The organism is Marivirga arenosa, from assembly GCF_030503875.2.
Lineage (GTDB): Bacteria > Bacteroidota > Bacteroidia > Cytophagales > Cyclobacteriaceae > Marivirga > Marivirga arenosa.
In genome coordinates, this window is sequence record NZ_CP129968.2 from 1,710,063 (window position 1) to 1,734,602 (window position 24,540).

Annotated in this window: 23 protein-coding genes; 14 read left to right on the top strand and 9 right to left on the bottom strand. The window is 33.1% G+C overall.

Annotated elements, in window-relative coordinates; translation table 11 throughout:
• Window positions 1-36: 36 nt before the first annotated feature.
• Window positions 37-1,788, bottom strand: a complete 1,752-nt coding sequence (gene sppA, locus QYS47_RS07395) for a signal peptide peptidase SppA (protein ID WP_322348220.1) — start codon at window positions 1,786-1,788, stop codon at window positions 37-39.
• 133 nt (window positions 1,789-1,921) lie between these two features.
• Between sppA and folK the strand changes: the two genes are divergently transcribed.
• From folK to QYS47_RS07410, 3 genes are all read left to right on the top strand, one after another.
• The gene (gene folK, locus QYS47_RS07400; protein ID WP_322348221.1) at window positions 1,922-2,407 is read left to right on the top strand and encodes a 2-amino-4-hydroxy-6-hydroxymethyldihydropteridine diphosphokinase; all 486 of its coding nucleotides are present in this window, start codon (window positions 1,922-1,924) and stop codon (window positions 2,405-2,407) included.
• Window positions 2,408-2,478: 71 nt separating this feature from the next.
• Window positions 2,479-2,688 carry a hypothetical protein gene (locus QYS47_RS07405; protein WP_322348222.1) on the top strand — a complete coding sequence of 70 codons (210 nt, stop codon included), beginning with the start codon at window positions 2,479-2,481 and terminating at the stop codon, window positions 2,686-2,688.
• 11 nt (window positions 2,689-2,699) lie between these two features.
• Window positions 2,700-3,368: a hypothetical protein gene (locus QYS47_RS07410; RefSeq protein WP_322348223.1), complete on the top strand. Its 669-nt coding sequence runs from the start codon at window positions 2,700-2,702 to the stop codon at window positions 3,366-3,368.
• A gap of 193 nt (window positions 3,369-3,561) precedes the next feature.
• On the opposite strand, the gene QYS47_RS07415 is transcribed toward QYS47_RS07410, so the two are convergent.
• From QYS47_RS07415 to QYS47_RS07435, 6 genes are all read right to left on the bottom strand, one after another.
• Entirely contained in the window at window positions 3,562-4,035 is a 474-nt protein-coding gene (locus tag QYS47_RS07415) for a hypothetical protein (RefSeq protein WP_322348224.1), read from the bottom strand.
• 42 nt (window positions 4,036-4,077) lie between these two features.
• Complete coding sequence (locus QYS47_RS07420; RefSeq protein WP_322348225.1) at window positions 4,078-5,160, bottom strand: aminotransferase class V-fold PLP-dependent enzyme; 1,083 nt, start codon at window positions 5,158-5,160, stop codon at window positions 4,078-4,080.
• A complete protein-coding gene (locus tag QYS47_RS07425) occupies window positions 5,153-6,340 on the bottom strand; it encodes an MFS transporter (RefSeq protein ID WP_322348226.1) in 1,188 nt (395 codons plus the stop codon). The genes QYS47_RS07420 and QYS47_RS07425 overlap by 8 nt, the downstream gene beginning before the upstream one ends.
• Window positions 6,341-6,429: 89 nt before the next feature.
• Entirely contained in the window at window positions 6,430-6,684 is a 255-nt protein-coding gene (locus QYS47_RS17530) for a (2Fe-2S) ferredoxin domain-containing protein (RefSeq protein ID WP_407660364.1), read from the bottom strand.
• 64 nt (window positions 6,685-6,748) lie between these two features.
• On the bottom strand, window positions 6,749-7,405 hold the full coding sequence (locus tag QYS47_RS07430; protein WP_322348227.1) for a response regulator transcription factor: 657 nt from the start codon (window positions 7,403-7,405) through the stop codon (window positions 6,749-6,751).
• A 12-nt stretch (window positions 7,406-7,417) separates the two neighbouring features.
• Window positions 7,418-8,812 (bottom strand): response regulator, encoded by a 1,395-nt coding sequence (locus tag QYS47_RS07435; RefSeq protein ID WP_322348228.1) that lies wholly within the window; start codon window positions 8,810-8,812, stop codon window positions 7,418-7,420.
• Window positions 8,813-9,065: 253 nt separating this feature from the next.
• Between QYS47_RS07435 and QYS47_RS07440 the strand changes: the two genes are divergently transcribed.
• Genes QYS47_RS07440 through QYS47_RS07480 form a run of 9 tightly spaced genes read left to right on the top strand, consistent with a single transcriptional unit; the run spans window position 9,066 to window position 19,584 of the window.
• Entirely contained in the window at window positions 9,066-10,994 is a 1,929-nt protein-coding gene (locus QYS47_RS07440) for a methyl-accepting chemotaxis protein (RefSeq protein ID WP_322348229.1), read from the top strand.
• Between the two features lies 1 nt (window position 10,995).
• Window positions 10,996-11,511: a chemotaxis protein CheW gene (locus QYS47_RS07445; protein WP_322348230.1), complete on the top strand. Its 516-nt coding sequence runs from the start codon at window positions 10,996-10,998 to the stop codon at window positions 11,509-11,511.
• Complete coding sequence (locus QYS47_RS07450) at window positions 11,498-11,956, top strand: chemotaxis protein CheD (protein ID WP_322348231.1); 459 nt, start codon at window positions 11,498-11,500, stop codon at window positions 11,954-11,956. Before QYS47_RS07445 ends, QYS47_RS07450 begins: the two co-directional genes overlap by 14 nt.
• An 11-nt stretch (window positions 11,957-11,967) precedes the next feature.
• Window positions 11,968-12,321, top strand: coding sequence for a response regulator (locus tag QYS47_RS07455; RefSeq protein WP_302099793.1), 354 nt, complete (start codon window positions 11,968-11,970; stop codon window positions 12,319-12,321).
• Entirely contained in the window at window positions 12,321-13,358 is a 1,038-nt protein-coding gene (cheB, locus tag QYS47_RS07460) for a chemotaxis-specific protein-glutamate methyltransferase CheB (protein ID WP_322348232.1), read from the top strand. Before QYS47_RS07455 ends, cheB begins: the two co-directional genes overlap by 1 nt.
• A gap of 12 nt (window positions 13,359-13,370) precedes the next feature.
• Window positions 13,371-15,230 carry a chemotaxis protein CheA gene (locus tag QYS47_RS07465; protein WP_322348233.1) on the top strand — a complete coding sequence of 620 codons (1,860 nt, stop codon included), beginning with the start codon at window positions 13,371-13,373 and terminating at the stop codon, window positions 15,228-15,230.
• A 5-nt stretch (window positions 15,231-15,235) separates the two neighbouring features.
• Window positions 15,236-15,844: a hypothetical protein gene (locus QYS47_RS07470; protein WP_308357143.1), complete on the top strand. Its 609-nt coding sequence runs from the start codon at window positions 15,236-15,238 to the stop codon at window positions 15,842-15,844.
• Window positions 15,834-18,749, top strand: coding sequence for a PAS domain S-box protein (locus tag QYS47_RS07475; protein WP_322348234.1), 2,916 nt, complete (start codon window positions 15,834-15,836; stop codon window positions 18,747-18,749). The genes QYS47_RS07470 and QYS47_RS07475 overlap by 11 nt, the downstream gene beginning before the upstream one ends.
• Window positions 18,739-19,584, top strand: coding sequence for a CheR family methyltransferase (locus QYS47_RS07480; RefSeq protein WP_308357141.1), 846 nt, complete (start codon window positions 18,739-18,741; stop codon window positions 19,582-19,584). The genes QYS47_RS07475 and QYS47_RS07480 overlap by 11 nt, the downstream gene beginning before the upstream one ends.
• A 68-nt stretch (window positions 19,585-19,652) precedes the next feature.
• On the opposite strand, the gene QYS47_RS07485 is transcribed toward QYS47_RS07480, so the two are convergent.
• Together QYS47_RS07485 and QYS47_RS07490 are read right to left on the bottom strand one after the other, a co-directional pair.
• Window positions 19,653-20,438: a zinc ribbon domain-containing protein gene (locus QYS47_RS07485; protein ID WP_308357140.1), complete on the bottom strand. Its 786-nt coding sequence runs from the start codon at window positions 20,436-20,438 to the stop codon at window positions 19,653-19,655.
• 4 nt (window positions 20,439-20,442) lie between these two features.
• Complete coding sequence (locus QYS47_RS07490) at window positions 20,443-21,540, bottom strand: Nif3-like dinuclear metal center hexameric protein (protein ID WP_322348235.1); 1,098 nt, start codon at window positions 21,538-21,540, stop codon at window positions 20,443-20,445.
• 47 nt (window positions 21,541-21,587) lie between these two features.
• On the opposite strand from QYS47_RS07490, the gene lpxK reads away from it, so the two are divergent.
• Both lpxK and QYS47_RS07500 read left to right on the top strand, forming a co-directional pair.
• On the top strand, window positions 21,588-22,643 hold the full coding sequence (gene lpxK / locus QYS47_RS07495) for a tetraacyldisaccharide 4'-kinase (RefSeq protein WP_322348236.1): 1,056 nt from the start codon (window positions 21,588-21,590) through the stop codon (window positions 22,641-22,643).
• Between the two features lie 7 nt (window positions 22,644-22,650).
• A complete protein-coding gene (locus tag QYS47_RS07500; RefSeq protein ID WP_322348237.1) occupies window positions 22,651-24,537 on the top strand; it encodes a putative porin in 1,887 nt (628 codons plus the stop codon).
• Window positions 24,538-24,540: the final 3 nt, after the last annotated feature.

The window sequence follows — 24,540 nt, forward strand, 5'->3', positions numbered from 1 at the left end:
TACCTGATACTTATTTTATGTAAAAAAAGGAGCAATTTATTTGATTTCCAAATCAAACGGCATTCTTGTTTGCAATCCTTTATTTTCCATCACATATTCTAATTCATCAATATATTGTGCCATTTCACCATAGGTGTATTTTTTATGGAGTAACTTTGCTGAAGTTCCCATTTCTTCTAAAAGTTGCTGGAAAAATGGTTTTTTCTCTGGGTAATAAACTTTCATATAATCCCCTTCTTCTAAACCAGCAGATTGAGCAGCAATATTTACGGCTTCATCAAAGCCGCCTAAAACGTCTACCAAACCGTTGTCCTTTGCTTCAATACCTGACCAAACACGTCCTGAAGCAACAGCCAAAAGGTCATCAATTTCCATATTTCTTCCTTCAGCTGCTTTTGATGTAAAATCTTCATAACCTCTTTCCACCATGTTTTGAATGATTTGCTTTTCTGCATCATTCAAGCTTCTACTAATTGTATATAAATCTGAATATTGCCCAGTACTTACTCTGTCAAAGGTGATTCCTAATTTGGTATCCATAAATTTAGATAAGTCAGGTATAATTGAAAATATACCTATAGAACCGGTAATAGTATTGGGTTGAGCCACTATGGTATCACAAGCCATTGCCATATAATATCCTCCTGAAGCCGCCACACTTGACATTGAAGCAATAATAGGCTTAACTTTCTTAGCCATTTTTACTTCTCTCCACATTACATCAGATGCTAAAGCGCTACCACCTGGGCTATTAATTCTTAATACGATTGCTTTAATTTTATCATCTAATCTCGCCTTTCTAATTTCTTTAGCAATTACGTCAGAACCAATAGATCCTTCTCCGCCTTTACCTGAAACTATATTACCTTCTGCTACAATTACTGCTATTCTGTTGGAGTTATATTTATCAGCCACAAATGATTTACTGTATTTTTTCGCTGAGATAACTGGAATACTAGCACTCTCTTCTAATCCTGCTATTTCTCTCATTCTGTCTAAAACTTCGTCATAGTAACCTAATTTTGTTACTAACTTATAATTTAAAGCGTCCTCAGTGGTTCTTACTTTGTATTCATCAGAAATCGCTCTTAATTCAGTGGCATCAATACCTCTAGCCTCAGCAATATTTTTAATGAATACACCGTAAACAGAATTTAATAATTCACTGATCTGCTTTTTACTAGCCTCACTCATATCCTTTCTTATGAAAGGTTCAACCGCACTTTTAAATGTTCCTACTCTGAAGATTTGAGGCTCAATGTTTAGTTTTTCAAAAGTACCTTTAAAGAAAGTTACTTCAGAAACTAATCCATTCATTTCCAACATACCTGCAGGATTCAAAATAATATCATCCGCTACAGATGCCACATAATAACCTGTTTCAGAGAATACTTCCGAATAAGCCAAAATAGGTTTGCCTGATTCTTTAAAGTCAATCAAAGCATTTCTGATTTCTTCTACCTGTGCAAAACCCGCCATTACAGAAGGAGCATCTAAATAGATTCCTTTTATTTTATCATCGGTTTTAGCATGTTCTATTGATTCCAAAATATCTTGCAAACTAATAGGAGATGGTTCATTTGCTAGGGTTTGACTTAATTCAGCAAATGGGTCATCAGAAGTCATTTCAACTATTGGTCTATTCAGATTCAATTCTAGGAATGAATTCTCAGATACCTTTATTTCATTGTCTTGAGAGGCTATTCCTGCAAACAAAAAGAAAAAGCCAAAAAAGAATACTGCAAGTGCTAATAGGCTAGCAAAGAAAATTTTAAAGAAACTTTTCATATAAAATAATAAAGATTGATAATCGATTAAATTTTTCTACAATACTATTTGAATTAATATTGCAACGAATTACAAATTAGGAACAAACTAAAGTAATTTAAAAGAATAATTCTATTGATGGCTTAACTAAATTATGGAAGGGATATACTTATTACTTGGAAGCAATCTTGGGGATAGACCAAAAGTTTTGTCTAATGCAGTAGAATTATTAGAGAAAAATGGTGTAAAGGTTACTAAAAAGTCTTCTATTTATGAAACAGCAGCATGGGGTAAAACCGATCAGCAAGCTTTTCTAAATCAAGTCATTCAAATAGCAACAGATCTAGAACCCAAAATCCTTCTTAGATTAATTCTTAGGCTAGAGATTGAATTAGGGAGAGTTAGAAAAGAAAAATGGGGAGAAAGACTTATTGATATTGATATACTGTATTACAATGATTTGATTCTAGAGGAATCTGAAATTAAAATCCCTCATCCAGGAATACCAGACAGAAAATTCACCTTAATACCTTTATATGAAATCTGTCCACAAGAAATACATCCTACTCTAAAGAAATCTCAAACTAAACTAATGCGAGATTGTAAAGATGATTTGGAAGTATCCTTATATAAGGATTAAAGTTTTGTGAATTCTAAAATTTTATTTAGATTATCCTGTATAAATTAAATAAACCAAAATAATAGTTTACCATGAAATCAATTAAATTATTGTTATGTATTGGCATAATGTCATTCCTTTTCGCTTGTGGAAGTTCTGAATCAAATTCAAAAGAAGATGAAAAAGCAGTGATGCAACAAGAAGAAAAAATTGCTACTGAAGTTGAAGAGTCATCAGAAGAAGTAAAAAAGGAAGCAGAAGAAACAGAGAAAGAAGTTGATAAATTATTAGAAGATATATAAAATTAAAAACCATGAAAACTAAGTTAAGATTATCAGCAATTTGTTTCGGTCTTGTTTTATTTCTGTTCAGTTCTCAAAATCTATTGGCTCAGGGTAATTCTGGAAAAGGAAAAGAAAAATCCAAAGAGAAAAAAGAAATGGCTAAGGAAAAAACTTCTAAGGAAATTAGTGAGGAGGTAGAAAAGGAACTTGAAAGCCAAGATCAGATGGATGAAGAGCATGAAGAAATGCATAAATCCGACAAGCATATGGATGGTAAGCCGCTGCCAAGAGGGAAAAATAAGGATAGTGCATTTCATGGTCATAAAGGTAAAATGCATGGGAAAATGAAGGGAGAGATGAAAGCTGATGAATTCGGACATATGAGATCAGCGGAAGCCAAAGAAAAAATGTTGCATACTCATGAAAATATGATGGCTGCACAAGCCGCAATTAAAAGATCCGATGAGAAAATTGCTGCCGCAAAAGAAAGGTTAATGAAAGCTGAGAAAGAAGGGAAATATTCCGATGAAGAAATTGAAGAGAAGAAAAATAAAATAAGAATGGCTGAAGAAAAAGTGGCTGAAGCTAAGGAAAAACTAAAAGCTAAGCACAATACCATTCATGATAAAATGCAAAAAACTAAAAAACCTGAGAAAGAAGAATTAAAAGAGGCAGAAGAAGTTGAAGTAGAATACTAAATATCAGTAAGAATATTTTAGTAGGACTAATAGGATTTAATTATTAGTCCTATTTTTTTTGAATTGCAATGGGTAATTAGGGTATAAAGAATTGAATACTAAGCTCGGATAGTTCAAAATATTAAAACGTCTTACTCACTTTAGGGTTTTAAATTTGAAATAGTAAATCTTGCATCCATTAGATTAAAGAATATCAAAACTTCAATTCAATCCCTAATCCTGTAGTAGTGATTGCTAAATTTAGTTCTGTTCGACTACTTTTTTCTCCTATAAGTTTGCGCCCATTATACAATTCGATGGCTTCATCTGCTTTTCTATTAGCTTTTTTCTTTATTGGAACTGCAATAGCGATTAAGCTGACACCTGTGATAAGTAATGGGATAGTAATCTCAGGACTTTGATCAATAACGGATGGGAAGAAACTTCCAGCACCGATTGCCGCGATGATTTCTGAGGTGAATGCTAATCTTCGAGATGCTTTCATTCTTTTATGAGCAGCTTCATAAGGCTTCATCTTCTTTAAAACTTGCCTTTCAGATACTTCTTCACCTAGAATATAATAACGATTAAGAACAAGATTTCCTTTACGTTCTATTAAAGGAGAATCATTTTGACTAAATCCCACACTCGAGCTTATAAGCAAAATTAGAAGGAGAAGTTTGTACATTGGTTGATATATTTACGGTTCAACCAAATATATAAAAAAAGTTTATAGCCTGAAAGCTTCAATCAAGTCTACCAACATTTCCATCTGTTCTTTCGAATGTGTTGGAAAGTTAGCAATTCTTACTTGTTCATTTTTATAAGGACCATAACCTGTTCCGATATGCATTTTTTTATTTTTCAAATACTCTATAAGCTGTTTACTTTCAAAATCAGTTTTCACCACTTTTACAGTTTTAGACCTATGAAGATCATTTTCAACAAAAGGATGCATTTGTGGGTGTGATTCTATTACTTGATTGAGAATAGCTGATTTATAATCTATTTCTCTTCTTATTGGTAAAATCCCTTTCTCAAGCATATCTTTTGCCACTTTTGATAAGGTATAAATGCCTAATATATTAGGAGTTTCTGCAGTTTGATATACTTTTGCTTTCTCAACCATATCGGGTAACCTATGATACGATCCGATAACATTGCCTTTCTCAACCATATTGTTAGCCTTTTCAAGACATCTATTATTTACAATCCAAATCCCTAATCCTGCAGGCAAACCGAAAGCTTTTTGTACAGAAAAGTATAATGTATCAATATTTTTAAAATTGATTGGAATAACTGGAACTCCAGATACACCATCAATGGCAATTAATTTATCAGGATATTTTTCTCTTAATGCATTTATGGTTTCTAAAGGAAAACTAGCTCCCGTTGAAGATTCATTTAGGCAAATTGTTATAATTTCTGCTGAATCAGGAACATCAATTGCATCAAATGCTGGAACTGTACCTTCTTCAACAATAAGCTCATGAGCTTTCCTTCCCAATTGAGTTGATATTTTAGCAAATCGCTGTGAGAAAGCTCCCATACTAATGTGGTAACTTTCTTCTTCCACACAATTTTCAATTATGCGCTCCCAAGCTTCATTTGCGGAAGAAGTAATCAGGATATGATAGTCGTCAGGAATGTCCATTAACTCTCTTAAGTTTTGTTGACATTCTTTATAAATATCTTTAAACCATTGTCCTCTATGCGAGGTACTGCATACTCCAGTTTTTATGGCTTTTTTGATATGCTCTTCAGCTGTAAAGTATAATGCAGTAGGGCCTGGGGTAAAATATAATTCAAACATTTGCAGTTTCTAAGCTTATTTTAGACTTTTCTTTATAATCTGATAGTGTGATACTAAAAAACAAAATTGCCGGAATCACCATAGCAATAGCGCAAAATAGGTACATCTGAGATAGGGAAAAAATTTCAGCTACATTTCCTAATGCAAACGCTCCTAAACCAATTCCTAAATCAATTGAAGAGAAAAAAGTACTAGTAGCAACTCCTCTTTTTTCAGGCTTAACCATATTGATCACCATCGTTTGCAAGGTCGGCATCACTATTCCATTCCCCAAACCTAATACAAATCCTGCAATAAGGAAGGCAGTTTCATCTTTGCTTTGAGATAGTAAGATAAGCCCCGAAATAGTACCGATAAAACTTAATAACATTACGAAAGCAGGCCCTTTTTTGTCCATCATTTTACCCGTTAAAGGCCTAATAATGCTTACACCAATGGCATAAATCAAGAAAAATAAACCTGTACTTTCAATTGATAATTCTTTCGCAAAAAGTGTAATAAATGACATAATACCCGCAAAAGGAAAAGCCAGCATTAACATGATCATAGATACTTTTAAAACACGAGGTTCAAATACGGTTTCAAAGCTTAACTTATTTTTTCTATTGCTAATTTTAGGGTGATTAACAAAGAATGAAAGGATTACAGCAATTGAACATAAAATTCCTGATGTATAGAATAATAGTTGATAGTCAGAAGTATATTCTAATATTTTTAAACCTATTAGCGGCCCAATTGCCATACTAAGGGTCATTGATAATCCAAATATCCCAATACCTTCTCCACGTCTACTATTAGGTACTAAATCAGAGGTGATAGTTCCGCCTCCGGTTGTAACAAAGCCCCAGAAACCACCATTTAATAATCTTAAAAACAACAGGAAAAAAAATGAAGTAGCCAAACCATAGGCAGCCATTATTACGGCATAACAAAACATGGCAATTAAGAATAAATTTCTTCTGCCATATTTATCAAAAGCATATCCGCTTATGGGTCTTACTATCAGTGCAGATAAGGCATAAATACCAATTATATAGCCTACTTTATCCGCATTTTCTCCCAAAACATCCGTTACAAAAGTAGGAAGGGTAGGCAAGAGAAAATAGAAAGAAACTGCCATTAATAAATAACTAAAACAGTGTAATAAAAAATCTTTTGTAAATAATGGCTCTTTAGACATCGCTATTTTATTAAAATGCAAATTTAATGTAGTTACATTTAAATAGATAAGAATAACTCATTTATTAGAGGATAGGTTTTACTTATGAATTATTCGCTAAGTTTTTCTAATAAAGTGGGGATGTCTTTGCTATGACAATCATGATATATAGAATTATTGATTGCTATGTTTGGACCAAGCTTGCAATAATCCATGCATTTAGTCTTGATGAGTCTAGTGTTTTTTATTGATGAGTCCTTGATAGTTTTTTTTAAATCGGATTTTAATACTTCACAGTCTTTCTTTTTACAATCTTTTCCTGTGCAGATAAATATAAGATTTTGCTTTTTCTTTGCTTCTTTCAAGACTTTTATAGCATTTAGTGTTAGCTAGTATATCGATTACATTCCAAAAGAGTTGTCTAGTATCCTAATCTGATTCAAGAAGATTTTCTTCAGTCACCTTATTAATCAATTCAATTGAATTTTTAACATCAAGCTTTTGCATTAAGTTGGCTCGGTGAGTATCCACTGTTCTATTGCTAATGAATAATTCTTCAGCAATTTGGTTACTGGTATATCCTTTCATAATGAGTTTTACAACTTCTAATTCTCTTTTCGTCAGGCTTATTTTAGGCTGAGCTAATTGTTTCTTTTTCTTTTTGAGGCTGGTGATATAATTATTGACCATTACATCTCTTACATCCTTGCTGTAAAAACTAATGCCTTCCATTACTTTTTTAACCCCATCAATAAGTTCTTCTTGATCAGCACCTTTATGAATATATCCATTAACACCTGCCTCCATGCATGAATTGATATATTGTTCATCCAGATACATACTGAGCATAATCACTTTTGGTTCATGAGCAGCATCTAGGATTTCCGGTGCGGCTTCTAAGCCATTTTTATCAGGCATTGAGATATCTAATAATACTAAATCTGGTTTTAGCTCCTTGTTTTTTTGAATGGCTTCAGAACCCGTTTTTGCCTCAGCGATCACTTCAAAGTCTTTTTCTGATTCTAAAAACATTTTTATTCCATTACGCACTAATTGATGATCATCTGCAAGTAATATTTTAAGCATAGTATTTTAGTTTTAAATGTGAATAATGATATTGGTTCCAAATTTTGCGTTGCTATCAATATCAATTTCGCCTCCCATGGATTTTACACGGTCAATCATATTTAATAAACCATGACTTTTATTCAAATTATCTTTAGAGTTAATTTGATTTGCATCAAAGCCTATTCCATCATCTTCAATGGTTAAGTGAATACCTTTTTCTCTAAGGTAAAGTTGTATGGACACATTTTTAGCCTGAGCGTGCTTGTAAATATTATTTAAGGCTTCTTGTACAATTCGAAAAAGATTAATCTTTTTATCATCTAAATCACCCTCATTTAAATTATTGGAAAATTGAACATTCAAGGAGGGTGAATTGTAGTCTTCGCATAAATTTTCCAGACTAGTTTTTAAATCAAAAATCTGGAGTTTAGAAGGCATTAAATTTTCGGATATTTTATGAGATTCCTCAATTGAAGCGTTAATTAATTCTATCAATTTACTTTTTACATCTGCTTTGTCAATAAGTGTTTTTATATTCATTTTAATCACATTAAGCATTTGACCCAAGCCATCATGTAATTCTCTACTGACTCTAACTCTCTCTTTTTCAGCTCCCTCTATTTGAGCAGCCAATTTTAGACTTTTCTCGGCTTTCTCTTTTAATAGTTTCTCATAACTTTCCCTTGCATCATTGAAAACAACTAAAAACTGCTCTGTTTCTTCATTATAGAATTTAGCATTTGTGAGTGTAATATTATTAATGGGTAACTTTTTATCATTAAAGATCAGGAATAAAATATCTTGATTAATCAATTCATTTTTTAACTGATCATTTAATTTAGTAATTGATAATGGTTCTTCATCTTGATCTAGTACTTTTAGATCATTCCCAATTTTTAATTTTAAGATTTCGTCATGTTCAATTCCCAATAGTTGGGTCATGAATTCATTAGCATATTTTATATTGAAGTTTGAATCAATTACAATCAAGCAGCTTTTTATATTGCCTAAAATGGTTGAAAGTAATTTTTGCGATTCCTTTTTTTGCAGATCAGCCTCATGCTTATAAAGACTAAGCTCAACATTGCTTAATAATTCAGATTCTGCAAATGGTTTACTTAGAAAGGTTGTAGGAAAAGTTAATTTAGCCCTATCAATTGTTTTTTTATCATTTAAGGCTGTGAGATAAATAACAGGAACATCCTTAATTTTATTTATTTCAATGGAAGTTTCAATCCCATCATATTTGCCTTCAATCATCACATCCATTATTACTAAGGAAGGATCATGATCTTTAATAAATTTAATTGCATCTTCTCCTGATGTTAGAATATTGAGCACTTCATAGTTTGCTTTAAGTAGCACCTGTTTTAAGTGCATACTTACAATGGTTGAATCTTCAACTATTAAAATGCTTTTCCGCATACTGATATATTAAATACAATTAAATATTAGGATTATAATAATAGTGAAATTCTTAAATTCTACCATACAAAATTTAATTTTTATGGTTCGATAAAATCTTAGAAATCGAGGTTTAATCAACTGGGAGATATACTATAGGTAAAAATACTTATTAAAAAATATGTAATTCCAACCATGGTAAAATACATATTAATATTGATTGATTACAATTCTATCCACTGTACTTTTACATTATCATTAAAACTTAAATGTCATGGTAAAAGCAGCCACTAAACTTGAAGAAAATATTAAGACTAAATCAGGGGAATCTTTAAGACCCCAGTCAAATGGACAAGATTTAGAGAATCACATCGCAGCAGTTAATAATTCATTTGCATCAATTGAATTCGATCCTAAAGGAAATATTCTTTGGGCAAACGATCAATTTTTAGAAGCTGTGGGTTATTCACTTAATGAAGTTAAGGGTGAGCACCATAGTATATTTGTAGATCATGATTATGCAGAAAGTGCTGAATACAAAAATTTCTGGAAGTCACTAGCATCTGGAAACGCACAAAGTGGAGAATTCAAAAGATTTGATAAGCAAGGAAATGTGCTTTGGTTACAGGCATCTTACACACCTATTCCAGATGATAAGGGTAAAATTGTAAAAGTTATTAAATATGCATTTGATATTACAGAAAAGAAAAGAGCTGAACTAGATGCTGTTGAAACTGCTAAGGAATATCAAGAAATAAAAACTGAGCTTCAAACCAGAATGGATCAGATTAATGTGGCTTGTTTGGTTTCTGAATCAGATTTGAAAGGTAATGTGATTTATGTAAACGATAAGCTTTGCGAGGTCACAGGATATACTCGCGAAGAATGTATGGGACAGCCACACAGTATGTTTAGACATCCAGACTCACCAAAATCAATATTTAAAGAAATGTGGGCTACTATTGGTAGAGGTAGAATCTTCAGGGGTGAAATTAAGAACAAAAAGAAAAATGGGGATCCTTACTATGTGGATGCCATCATTGCACCAGTAATGGGGCCAAACGGAAAGCCAGCTAAATATATTGGGGTAAGATATGATATTACTGAACAAAAGCTGAAAGAAGAAGAAATCCAAAAAGCAATGGAAGAGCAATCGGCTGTAATTGAGGTGATTAGAGCTATGGCTAAAGGTGATCTTACACAAAGAGTAGAAAATGATTCTGATGTAGCAGCAGAAGTAAATGATGCTTTAGATAACTTAAATGAAGTATTAAATAGCATTAATAAAGGAGCTGAGGTAGTCTCTACATCTTCAGGCAACTTATTGAAAAGAAGTGAAGGTATTAAAAATAGTTCTAATGAAGTAGCTTCAGCCATTTCACAAATGGCTAAAGGCGCTCAAGATCAGGCATTAAGAACAGATGAATCTTCGAAATTAGTTGAGGGTGTATTAAAATCTTCTGAGGAAATGCAAGGGAAAGCAGACTTCATTAAGAAAACTGCTGAGGATGGTCAAAAACGATCCGAAGAAGGCCTAAAAATCATCAAGAATTTAGTTCAGAATATGACGGGTATTGATAGCTCTGCAACTAAAACTTCTGAATCAATTGCCATTCTAACTGAGAGAGCTGAAGAAATTGCTAGAACTTTAAATGTTATTACGGATATCGCATCTCAAACTAATTTACTGGCACTAAATGCAGCTATTGAAGCAGCAAGAGCTGGGGATGCAGGTAGAGGTTTTGCGGTTGTAGCTGAGGAGATTAGAAAATTAGCTGAGGATTCAAGAAAATCTGCCGTTGATATTGAAAAAATAATCAGTGATGTTCAGAAAGATACAGTTTCAGCAAGCAAAGCAATAGAAAGTATGCAGACTAGTGTAAAGGAAGGCGGCAATGCTACTAAAGATGCTGAAAATATATTTGTTGAGATTGCAGGCTCAAGCGATACAACTTTCCAACATTCAAAAGAGATTTTAACAGCTTCAAATGGTCAAAAGGAAGCGATTGAAGCAGTTGTGAAAAATATTGAACAAATAGTAGTAGTGGCTGAAGAAACAGCTGCCGGAACGCAACAGGTGGCAAGCTCATCTCAGGAGTTGAATGCAGGTATGGTTGAAGTAACAGATGCTAGTAATCAGCTAAGTCAAATTGCTGAAGAGTTGAAAGCAGGAATCAAAAAATTCACTTTAACTAAAGCATAATATGGAAGCTGTAAAGGAACAAAAGATAAAAGAAAACGAGCAAAAATCTCAGCTAATTATATTTCGATTAGGTGATGAAGAATACGGATTGCAGATAGGTCAAATCAAAGAAGTTGTACCTACTCCGCATATTACTCGCTTGCCACAAACTCCTCCTTATGTGAAGGGAGTGGCCAATATCAGAGGGAATATTATTGCTGTAGTTGATTTAGAAGAGAAGTTTGGATTGAAAGGAGAGAATGATTCCAATGCAAATAATTATACACTAGTAGTGGAAAGTGATCAAATTAAAATGGGAGTATTGGTGAGAGAGCTACCTAATACATTAAATGTTAAGAAATCTCATATAGAAGATTCAGCTAACATTATACAAGATGGTGGAGCTGAGCAGTCATACATAAAGGGTATAGTAAAGCTGGAAGACAGATTAATCATCATGTTGGATGTTTTCAAGACTATGTCAGAGAATGAATTAAATACAGTATTTAAAAATAATAAAGTTCATGAAACCGTTTGAGCATGCATTGAATTTAGGTGACATGATTGTCACAAATGAGCCTACCAACATTGCGTGTTATGGATTAGGATCATGTGTTGGACTTTTCATCTACGATAGAGTAAATAAAATATCAGGAGCGGCTCATGTAGTTCTTTCAGATGAATTAGAAAAGCACACGACTTATAATGCAAAAACAGCCTTTGAAAAGATTATTGAAGAAATAGAAAAAATAGGAGGTAATAAAAATGCATTAAGGGCAAAAATAGTAGGAGGAGCGAATCTATTTAATACTGGCTTCAAAACAGGAGAAAATAATGTTAAAGCACTGAAAAAGTTGATTTTAGACAATAAAATCTACTTAGCAGGGCAAGATACAGGCGGTAGTAAAAGTAGAACTGCTCGATTTAATACAATAAATGGGAACCTAAGTGTTTCCTCACAAAATTTAAAATACGCGATTTAAAGAATAGTAAAATGGGAAAGAAAGTTTTAATCGTAGATGATTCGCTTTATATGCGAACACTTATAAAAGACGCACTTGAAGAAGGTGGATATGAAATCGTTGGCCAAGCAGCTAATGGCGAAGAAGCTATAGATTTAGCCTTTGAGTTACAACCAGACATTATCACTTTAGATAATATTTTGCCAGACATGATTGGCACTGATATTCTAAAAGTTTATAAAGATGAAGGTCTACCATCAAAGGTATTTATGATCAGTGCAGTTGGGCAGGATTCAGTGATTGAAGAAGGTATGGGATTAGGAGCTGAAGATTACATCGTAAAGCCGTTTACATCTGAGCAATTGGTTCAGGCACTTTCTAAATAATGACCAATGCCAAAACCATATCGACACTAATCGTAGAAGATTCTGCTCTGATGAGAATCCTACTTTCTGACATTTTAAAATCAGATCCTTCAATTGAATTGGTAGGAACTGCAAAAAATGGAAAGGAAGGAGTAGAAAAAGCAAGATTACTCGAACCAGATGTAATTATATCTGATATGATTATGCCAGACTATGATGGTGTTTATTTGGTTGAAAAGGTGATGAAGGAAAGCCCAACTCCTGTTATTTTATTGAGTTCTCTTGAAAAAAATGACGGATTGGTATTTGATGCTTTACAAAAAGGGGCATTTGATTTCTTAGATAAGCCTAAAGATGATATAACCAATTCAATAAAGGCAAAAAATTATCCTTTAACAAAATTGGTAAAGGCTGCGGCTGAATCGAAAATAAAGAAAATTAAAGTTAAGAAGAATAATCACAGTCATGCTTTTAATGGTTCGGCTGCTTATTCTGCTATTGTAATTGGGGCTTCTACTGGAGGCCCAGGAGCAATCGAAACCTTACTAAAGCAACTGCCTAATAATCTGATTTTACCAGTCATTATTGCGCAGCATATGCCTGATAGTTTTATCACTTCTTTTGCTAAAAGATTAGATGCGCTATCCGATTTACATGTGAAAGTTGCAGAGTCAGGTGAAGAAATTAAGTCAGGTTACATATATATAGCACCAGGTCATGCTAATATGAGGTTAAGAAAAAACCCGCATTCTGGAGCTGTTATAGTGAATTTTACGGATAAGGTGTATACAGAATTCAATAATCCCTCAATTGATTGTCTTTTGGAATCCGCATCTGAAATATACGGAAATAAAATGATCGGTCTCATTTTGACAGGAATGGGAAGAGATGGTACTGAAGGTTTGAAAAAAGTAAAAGCAAAAGGTGGGATTACAATTGCTCAAGATGAAGATACCTCAGTTGTATATGGTATGCCAAAAAGTGCTTTTGATTCTGGCGCTACAGATCGATTGGTGCCTTTGAATCAATTGGGAGGTTACATTGTAAGCTGTTTATAGAATATTATGGCTATGTCAAATAAGGAACAAGAATATAAAAAGTTATTTATCTCAGAGGCTGATTCAAGCGTGGAGGAGTTGGAAACACTACTTACACAATTAGAAAAATCACCTAAGGATCAGAAAACAATTGATTCAATCTTTAGAATTACGCATACCTTAAAAGGTAATGCAGCTGGAATGGGGTTTGAATTGATATCTAAATTTTCTCATGCGCTGGAGGATTTATTTTCGGAGATCAAACAAGCCAATATTAATATAGAAAGTGAAATTTTTTCTACTTTATTCAAAGCGGTTGATACTCTAAAAGAACTTGTTCAATCTCTTTCTGATGACAGCCTTAATGTTCGTTATAGAGGAATCCAGCGTAAGCTTGAGGTTATTGTTGAAAACAGTAAAAAGCAAGAATCCTATGCAGAAACAGCATCTGTAAAAGAAGTTGAGGACAAAGAAAAACCAGCAAAAAAAACCAAAGCAAAGAAGTCAACCGCTAAGCCAAAAGCTACAAAGAGTAAAGCTGTTGAAAAGCAGCAAAATGAGGAAGCAAAATTGGAAGAATTACGATCAGCTTTTGAAGCTAATCAAAAGCAAGAAGTAAGTAAAAAAGACCCAGTCTTTGAGCAAGAAATTGAGGTAATTCAAGAAGAAAAGGAAACTAAGAAAATCAGTTTTTCAGACATGGTACAAGTGCCCGTTGAAAAGCTCGATAATTTATTAAACTTAGTAGGCGAATTAATCATCGAAAGGGATAGATTAATCACAGCCCATGAAGCCAATGTTTCAAGAAATGAATTTAATAGCTTAAAAAGAGTATCCTCTGATTTGCAGTATTCAGTTATGGATGTAAGACTTGTACAAGTTGGCTTTTTATTCAATAAATTTCACAGAGTAGTAAGAGATGCTGCTTCAACTGAGAAAAAGCAAGTAGATTTAATTATTGAGGGAAGTGAAACTGAAATAGATAGAAATATTTTACAAATTATTTCAGACTCTTTAATTCACCTCATAAGAAACGCAATTGGTCATGGTATTGAATCAGAAACGGATCGAAAAGCGCATAAAAAGGAAATAGTAGGAAAATTAACCTTATCAGCTCGCAATGAAAGCGAAGGCGTAATCATTGATATAAAAGATGATGGAAAGGGAGTTGATGTAGATAAAATCAAACAAAAAGTATTAAATAAGGGCTGGGTTGACGCTACAACCTTAGAAAAAATGTCAAAGGAAGAAATCATTTCTTTCATTTTTGAACCTGGCTTTTCAACCAATGATGCAGTTAATAGTATTTCTGGTCGTGGTGTAGGAATGGACGTGGTGAAAAAAGCAATCGATTCAGTTGGTGGAAATATAAAAGTAGAAACTGAAGCGGGTAAAGGAACTACTTTCTCATTAATACTGCCTTCATCAATGGCTGTTAAATCTACCTTATTATTTGAGGTTGGCCACAGTCAATATGCTGTACCATTAACCTATACCGATGCTGTTCTGTCACTTCAAAGAAAAGAGATATATAAAATTCAAAATAGGTTAATGATCAATCATCAAGATCAAACCATTGAAACTGTATTTTTAAGTGATTTATTTTTCCCAAATGAGTCAGGCGCAAAAGTTGATGCCTTAAAATCAGATGCAAAATGGAATGTGGTTTTAGTGCAATACAATGGGAAGAAATTAGGCTTAGTAGTAGATAAATTATTACAGCAAAAAGAAATAGTTGAAAAACCGCTTAAAAAGCCAGTAGATTTTGTACGCTATGTAAGTGGCGTTACCATTCTGGGTAATGGAAAAGTTTGTTTGGTTATTAACATACCACAAATCATTCAAAAATTATTTAATCATTCTGTTAACGTTAATGCTACTGCTGTAGCCTAGTATTTATGGAAAAAATTAGTAAAGACATAAAAGCAATTGCGGAGAGCATTTTTTTCAAAGGATATGAGAAAGCAAGTCAATCATTTTCGAATTTATCAGGAGAGGATGTTTCAGTTAAGAATTTCGAAATATTCTTTGGTGAGTCCGATGATTTATTAAAGAAAATAGTGAAGACTAAAAATCCTACCATCTTGATTACAGATATAATAGGGGAGGCAAAAGGTAAAAGCTATTTAGTTTTTAGTGAGAGAGATTCAAAAGCTATTCCAGAACTATTAATTAATAGAATGAAAAGCTTGCAGCATAATCCTGATTTTGAAGAGATAATTTTAAAAGAAGTAGATAATATGGTTTCTGCAGCTGTTATTACTGAACTATCAAACCAACTAGATTTAAAAATTTATGGTGATGTTCCTAAAATCATTTTACCAGAGGATGCAACTCGAACTTGGTTGAATGATGAGATTGAAGACAATCACCAAATGTTTGCAATTCTTTCTACCGCCAATTTTTCATTTGAAAGTTGCGGTAAAATCAATCCCTATTTTATCTGGATTTTAGATAAGCAATTTCAATCTACAATGAACCAAAAGAAATTTACTCATGCGAATTGACAGAAACCATTGGTATTTATTATTAGGATTTGGAGGAATGTTAATTGCCTTTGTAGCAAGTATTTTTCTTACTCTAATAGTAAAAATTATAAATCCATACTATCACCTTACTATTTATGCCGTAGCCTTCTTTTTCTTTATCGTAATGGTAATGAATTATATAAGAGAGAGAAAAGGCATAAAACAGATTTCAGATTTAGGTACAAACTTAGATGTGGATGATTCTAAATTTGAGTTCAAATCATCTAATAAATGGACTCAGAATTTTTATAAAGACATTTTAGCAAATCGTCAAAAAATTAAATTGGCAACAGATTGGATAAATGATATTGCAAATGGAAAGTCAATTGAATTAGTAGATAGTGAAGAAAACCAATTAACAAAAGCTGTTATTAACCTACAGTCTGAATTGACTACCTATCGAACTAAAGAAGAACGCAGAACGTGGCAAGCTGAAGGTTTAGCAAAATTCTCCGAATTATTACGGACCTACAATGAAAACATGCGTGATTTCGGATTTCAAATCATAAGTGAAACGGTAAAATATGTAGAGGCTAATCAAGGTGCGATCTTTTTAGTTCAAGAGGAGGAAGAGGAAGAATACTTGGAAATGGTGGGATGTTACGCTTATGAAAGAAGAAAATTAGCAAAAAAGAAAATATACAAGGGACAAGGACTTGTTGGGCAATGTCTACAAGAAAAAGACCTTATTTATATAACGGATGTGCCAGAAAAATATGTTAAAATCACTTCTGGATTAGGGCATGCATTACCTCGCCATATCATCATCATTCCATTACTGAATGATGAAAAAATGGTAGGAGCAATGGAAATAGCTTCATTCAAAATTTTAGAAGACTACCAGATTAAATTTTTACAAGATTTGGCTAAAAATATTGGAGCATCTTTATCTGTCATTCAAGTAAATGAAAATACTCAAAAGTTATTGGAGGAATCTCAAAAAATGTCAGCTGAACTTCAGGCAAATGAAGAGGAAATGCGTCAAAATATGGAGGAAATGGAGGCTACTCAAGAAGAGATGTCTAGAAATCAACTTGAGTTAGATGGAGTTTTCAATGCTATAAATAACACCTTATTAAAAGCTGAAATTGATGTAGAGGGTAATTTTAAAAGTGCGAATCAAAAGTTTAAAGATTTCTTGAAATGGTCAGATGATGATTTGAAATATAAAAAGCATGAAAATATTTGTCGTGATCAGCAGCGATGTAATGATATTTGGAAGGCAGTGAGAAGCGGTGATAATTACATAGTAGAATATGAAACCAGAACTTCTAAAAAAGAGAAAGTTTGGATAGAGGCTTCTTACTCCCCCGTTTTAGATTTTAGCGGAAACTTGAGTAAAATATTAATGCTGGCTCAAGATATTACTGAGAGAGTAGCTAATGAGGAGGAGCAAAGAAGGCTTTCATTAGTTGCTGATAATACTGATAATTCGGTAATCATAACGGATAAAGATGGCTACATTGAGTATGTGAACTCTGGTTTTGAAAAAATGACGGGCTATACTTTAGAAGAAATAAAAGGTAAAAAGCCAGGACATTTCTTGCAAGGGCCTGAAACTAATCAGGATACCAAAAGAAAAATTAGTCAATTGTTAAAGGAACAAAAGCCGATATATGAGGAAATTTTGAATTATGATAAAAGTGGAAATAGTTATTGGGTTTCATTGGCAATCAATCCTGTTAAGGATGAAAATGCAGAATTGAAAAACTATATTGCTATTCAAGCAGATATTACACATACCAAAAAATCAGCATTAGACGCAAAGTATAAATTAGAGGCTATAGGAAGATCAAACGCGGTTATGGAGTTTGACACCAATGGTATTATACTTGAAGTGAATCAAAATTATCTTGATATTATTGGGTATGATAGACAGGAATTAATTGGAAAGCACCATGAAATCATGGTAGATAAATCTACATCAGAATCTACAAATTATAAGAATTTATGGGAGAAGCTTGCAAAAGGAGAATTTGTAACTGGAGAATTTGAAAGATATACTAAATCTGGAGAAAAGGTGATCCTAAAAGGTGTATTCAATCCAATATTTGACATCAACGGTAAGGCGATCAAGATAGTTAAATTTGCTACTGATATTACACAGGAGAAGAAACTAGCCAAAGATAACGAAAGACAGCAAGTTGAATTGCTGAATCATATGGAAGCTATAGATAAAACTATTGGCTCATTAGAATTTAATGAAAAGGGTAAAATTGTTAGGGCTAATGATATTTACTTGAGTATAACTGGTTTCAAATTTGAGGATATTAAAGGTAAGTCATATTTTGATTTACTTCCTGAGAAAGATCGATTTAAGCCTCAATATCAAATGATGTGGGAAAGCCTTCAAAATGGCAAGTTCTTCTCTGGAGAGTTCAAGCAGGTTGATAGCCAAGGGCATGAGGTATGGCTTTCAGGTACAATAAATCCAATTTATAATAATTCCAATAATCTGGAAAAAGTGCTTCTATTGGCCCAGTTTACAACTAAATCTAAGCAGAAATTAAACGAATTGAATGGTTCAGTTTCTGCTATGAAAGGAGTAATTCCAATTCTTGAGGTTAATACTGATTTCAGCTTAAAGAATGCGAATCCTTTATTTTTTGAAGCCTCAGGTTATAGTAGAATGAATTTGAAATCAGTAAATTTTAAGGAGAATTTTAATTTTGAAAAAGGCATCACCGCTAAAACAGTATTAACTGATTTAGAAAATGGAAAGAAAGTTGAAACCAATTTAGAATTTAAAACAAAGGAGGGGGATTGGGTAGGCTCAAAAGTGAGCCTAGCAGGTGTTCAAAATCTAGATTTAGAATTAGATAAGATAATCATTCTTTTCACAGGAATGGTAGATCATAAAGTGCAATTGAAAAATGTCAACTGAACCCATTACAACGGCAGTAGAAATCACTGATGAAGAAATGCGCTCCATTCAGGATGCCATCATGAAGCGCTATGGAATTGATTTTTTCAACTATGAACCTAAATCATTCAAAAGAAGATTACAGAGGATTTACCGGAAGTTTAATTTCAAATCAAGCTTTGATTTATGGAGCAGAGCACTAAAAGATAAGGATTTCGTGCATGAATTCATTAATGAGGTTTCGGTTGGATTAACTTCACTCTTTCGTGATCCAGAATTTTGGAAAACATATAAATCATTATGTAAAAGTCAGTTCAAAGACCAATACAGGATTAACGTATGGCATGCTGGTTGTTCGTCAGGAGAAGAGATTTATACAACTGCAATAGTTTGGGATCAGCTAAACTTTCTTGACAAAGTAAAAAGTACTGCAACGGATATATCATCAAGATCTTTAGCGCAAGCGGAAAGTGGAAGTATACTTAAAGCAAAATTACCTGAGTACGATCGCAATTTAAAGGAATTTGATTCATCCATTAACATTCATGACTATTTTGATGAAGATAAAGATGAAATTGTCTTTAGAGAGAAATATCTTCAAAATGTAAAGTTTAAGAACTCAAATTTAATAATGGAAGATTATGGAGTTCATCAATATGATATTATTTTTTGCAGAAATGTTTTGATTTATTTTGATGGGCCAGCTAAGGAAAAAGTGATTGAAAAGATTTACAATGCCTTAAAACCTGGAGGTTTTTTCATTATCGGTTTCTTAGATAGTATGTTGAGTTATCTTGATGAAGATAAATTTGAATACTATGATCTAAGGCAAAGAATATTTAGAAAGAAGAATTAGTTATTACCATCTAACAAAAAAGCCTTTCAGATGTCTGAAAGGCTTTCTTAGTAAAAATATTCTTAAGCTTATTTCTTCTTTGCAGTAGTTTTTCTGGTAGTACGTTTCTTTTTTGGTTTCTCTTCCACAATCTCCTCTTCAACATCAGTAAGGATTCTACCACAGTGCTCACATACTATTAGTTTCTTTCTATCTCGAATGTCAGCTTGTCTTTGAGGAGGTACCGTATTGAAACATCCACCACATGCACCTCTTTTTACAGGTACAACAGCTAAACCGTTTCTAACATTTCCTCTTAATCTTTCATAAGAAGCAGCCAAACGATCTTCTAATTTTTTAAGGGCTTTTTCTCTATCTTTTTCAAGTTTAGCAACCTCTTCTTCTGTTTCAGATTCGATATTTTCTAATTCAGAACGTTTAGCGTCAAGATCTTTCAATCTATCCTCATGTAAAGCCTTAGTTTCTTCGATTCCTTTTTCTTTCTCCTCAATTTTAGCTTGCGCTTCTTTTATTTTTTTTTCGTGAATCTGAATGTCTAATTGCTGTAATTCAACTTCTTTAGTAATAGCATCATATTCACGGTTATTTCTAACGTTCATTTGCTGCTCACCATATTTAGCAATTAGTTTTTCAGATTCTTTGATGCCTTGTTTAGCAGCATCAATTTCATCTTTTATGGCTTGAACATTATCGTCAAATTTCTGGATACGAGTTTCATAACCCGCAATTTCATCTTCTAAATCAGCTACCTCGTCAGGTAATGCTCCCCTCACTTTTTTAATATCGTCAAGTTTTGAATCGATACCTTGTAATTTTTTCAAGGCGTCAAGCTTTTGTGCTACAGTACTTTCCATGCAGTTAATAATATTTTATCGGATTCGTGACAGTCTGTCCTAAATGGAGTGCAATATTAGCAAAATTTTCTTTCAATATTGCATAAAATATCTCATTTGTAAAACGTTCGCTCTCATAATGCCCTATGTCCGCTATAATAAGGCTTCCATCGGCATCAAAAAATTCATGATATTTAATATCTGAACTAATGTATATGTCGGCTTTTAGTGCTTTAGCTTGTGAAATTAAAAAAGAACCTGATCCTCCGCAAAGTGCAACTTTTTGAATTTTACGGTTAATTTCGGCTGTATGTTTTATGACTTCCAAATCCATTTTTTCTTTTAAATAGTCAAAAAACTCTTTAGCTGGCATAGGTGAATCAATTTCACCTATCATTCCAGAGCCTAAATCATCAAAAGTATTTTCTAATTGATGTAAATAGTAAGCCACCTCTTCATAAGGGTGGGCCGATTTCATTGCCCCTAATATCTTTCCTTTCATGTGCATTGGAAAAATGACTTCTATTTTAGTTTCTTCAACCGATTCTAATTTTCCTTTTTCACCTATACTAGGGTTAGCCTTATCTGAAGGTAAGAAACTTCCCGTTCCCTGGCTTTCAAATGCACAATCAGCATACTCTCCAATTTGACCAGCTCCAGCCTTATGCAAGGCTTTCTTTAAGTTTGCTGATTCTTCTTGAGGAACAAATACACTTAATTTTGCTAGCTGCCCCTTCTTCGGGCTTAGTATTTTTAAGTTCTTCAAACCTAATTTCTCAGCAATTTTAGCATTTACACCATTTTTAATATTATCTAAATTGGTATGGGAAGCATAAATGGCAATATCATTCTTTATTGCTTTGATAACAGTACGTTCCACATAATTACCACCGGTAAGTTTTTTAAGGCCTTTAAATATTATTGGGTGATGAGCTACTATAAGTTCGCAATTTTTTGAAATGGCTTCATCAATAACTTCCTCAGTCACATCTAAGGTGATTAAGATATTGCTAACATTCTTAGAAGCATCACCCACAATTAGTCCTGCATTATCATAAGATTCTTGATAAGCGAGGGGCGCAATCCTTTCTAAATGTTGGACGATATCCTTTATTTTGTTCATATTTGTTTTTATTTCAATTCTGTCAAAGTTATAAAGTTTTACAGCCCTTGCAAGTCTTCAAAAATAAGTATTGGCAATTATTAATGGCTCCTTTTAGTATTTTGTATAAATGGATTATGCAATTCCGAAACCATTTATACGACATAGAGTACAAAGCTGTTTTTAATTTTGAACCTAATGTAATTGGAGTTGGAAACTTATCCATGGGTGGTACTGGAAAAACCCCCTTTGTTGAATATCTGATACGATATTTTATTTCCACTGGAAAGTCAAACAAGGTGGCCACCTTATCACGGGGCTATGGAAGAAAGACCAAAGGATTCAGATTGGCAACTGATGAAGATTCTGCTTCATCATTAGGAGATGAGCCGTTTCAAATTTATGAGAAGTTTAAAAAGGATATTAGGGTATCGGTTGGAGAGGATAGAGTATTGGCAATTCCTAGTATAATTCTTGAAAATTCTGAGGTTGAGACAATCATCATGGATGATGGCTTTCAACATAGAAGCGTAAAGCCTAAGTTTTCAATTTTACTGTCCGATTATAATAATCCATTTTATGATGATTTTGTCTTGCCTTCTGGCACTCTTAGAGAGTCGAGGCGAGGGGTTAGGAGAGCAGATGCAATCATTATAACTAAATGCCCTGATAATTTAACTGATGATAAAAAAACTGAAATCAAGAATAGAATATTGAGTTACACTGATAAAAAGGTGTTTTTCACAAAAGTAGATTATCAAGAAGTAAAGCATACTTTTGATAAACGAAAAGTAGATGAAAAAATCATTCTAGTTACAGGAATTGCACATTCTGGAAAATTTAAAAGTCATTTAATAGAATCCGGATACAAAATAATGACACATTTTGATTTTCCAGATCACCATAATTTTTCTAAAAATGATATTCAAAAGATTTATGAATCAGCAAAGAATCAAAATGCTGATATTCTCACAACTGAAAAAGATTGGGTAAGATTAATTAGTCACAAAGGAATTACCAATGAAATCAAATCCATGCTTTTTTATCTCCCTATCGTGGTACAGTTTTTGGAAGATGAGAAATCTTTTCAGCAATTACTTGAAGATTCTATTAGAAGAACTTAAAAAATTCATGAGTTTACTTAATTTTGCGTCTGTTTTGAGAAAAATCTTATTCCTAATATCGATTTTATGCTTAGGCGCTAACTATGTTCGTGCTCAAGTTACGGATGATTCCACTAAAAATGTTTATGGAGCAGAAACTACTCTATTTACAACAGAAGAGAACATCAAAAATAATATTCAGCAATATCAAATCATAGATACAAGTTTAACCAATACTCATAATTGGGATCCTGTTAATATCAATGATTATTATTATCAGAATTTAGGGACAGTAGGTACTGCAATGCGTCCTGTTTTCTATGAACTACCAGATGTTATTGGCAAAAGAAGTGGTTTCAGTGTTTATGACACTTACATGAAAACGCCAGAGGAATTTAAGTATTTTGATACCAAATCACCTTATACTCAGTTAAGGTCAGTGCTGGGTGGTAATTACAGAGCATTCATTGGTATTGATTTTTCAAGAAATGTAAATGAAAATTGGAATGTGGGTTTTAGTTTTAGAAGATGGACAATCGATAAGCAAATTGGTCCATTGCAAAGCAGAGGAGATTTAAATGTATTATCACATTCCTATGATTTTCAAACCGATTATCGATCCCCAGATCGTAAATATCATGTATTATTTAACTTCGCCAGAACCTTCCATAAGGTGAATGAAACAGGTGGTATAAGAGACACTACGGCTGTAGTAGATAGTACTGGAGCCATTCTTTACAATCAATTATTTGATTATGATGATGAAGACATCAATTTAAGAAATGCAGAGGGGGGCGAATTAAGACAACAGTATCACCTTTATCAAGAGTATAAGCTAAACTCATTGCTTCAGTTTTATCATGAATTTGATCGAGCCAATAGAATGAACATCTTTAATAATAGTAGTCCTTCTGCTGAAACAGATGTAAATTATTTTGATCAGTTTTTAATAAGAACAGACTCTACTGTTGATCAAACAAGATTTGTATATTTCCAAAATGAGGTTGGGTTAAAAGGGAGTATCGGAGATGTTTTTTATCGTTTCTATGCAAGGAGAAAAGACATCAGGTTTACGGGTAAATATTTAAACACGGTTAACCCTACAGTTGAAAATTATGCTGGGGGATATGCACGATTTGCCCCAAGAGATAATTGGAACTTGACCGCTAATGCAGAATATGAATTAAGTGGTAATTATAAAATTGCGGCTTCTCTGAAAGTCCCTTTCTTTTCGGTAAGTGCCACTTCTATGCAATTTGCTTCCCCATTCTTTTATGAACAGCACTTTGGAAATCATGACTATTGGCAAAATGATTTTAGAAGCGAACAAGTTCAAAAGCTCAGCGGGAAATTAGATGTAAAATGGAGGGATTATTTAAGGATTCAGCCTAAACTGGATTTACAACTCATCAGTAATCATATGTATTTTGATACTTTGGCAATGCCCCAGCAGTCAAATAATTCAGCTACACTTTTGCAGCCTGGTTTGGAAGCTAAAGTAAAATATGGTGTCATGAATCTTGATCTTGACTACATATATACATTAAAGGAAGGTACTGATGCCGATTTGTTTAGAATTCCAGAGCATTTTTTAACATCTGATTTGTATTATCACAAAGTTTTTGAAAAGAAATTAGAGGCTAGATTGGGGATTGAAGCGCATTATAAATCAGCATATTTTGCTGATGATTATGATCCTGTTACTCAGCAGTTCTACTTACAAAATAACTTCGAGGTCCCAGGTTATGTAGTACTTGACTTTTATGTGAGTGCGAGAATCAACACAGCTCAATTGTTTTTTAAATTCAGACATATAAATCAAGATTTAATTGCTGGGGGATACTTCACTACTCCTTATTATACCGGGCAAGAAAGAGTTGTAGATTTAGGGGTAACTTGGTCATTCTTTGATTAAAAG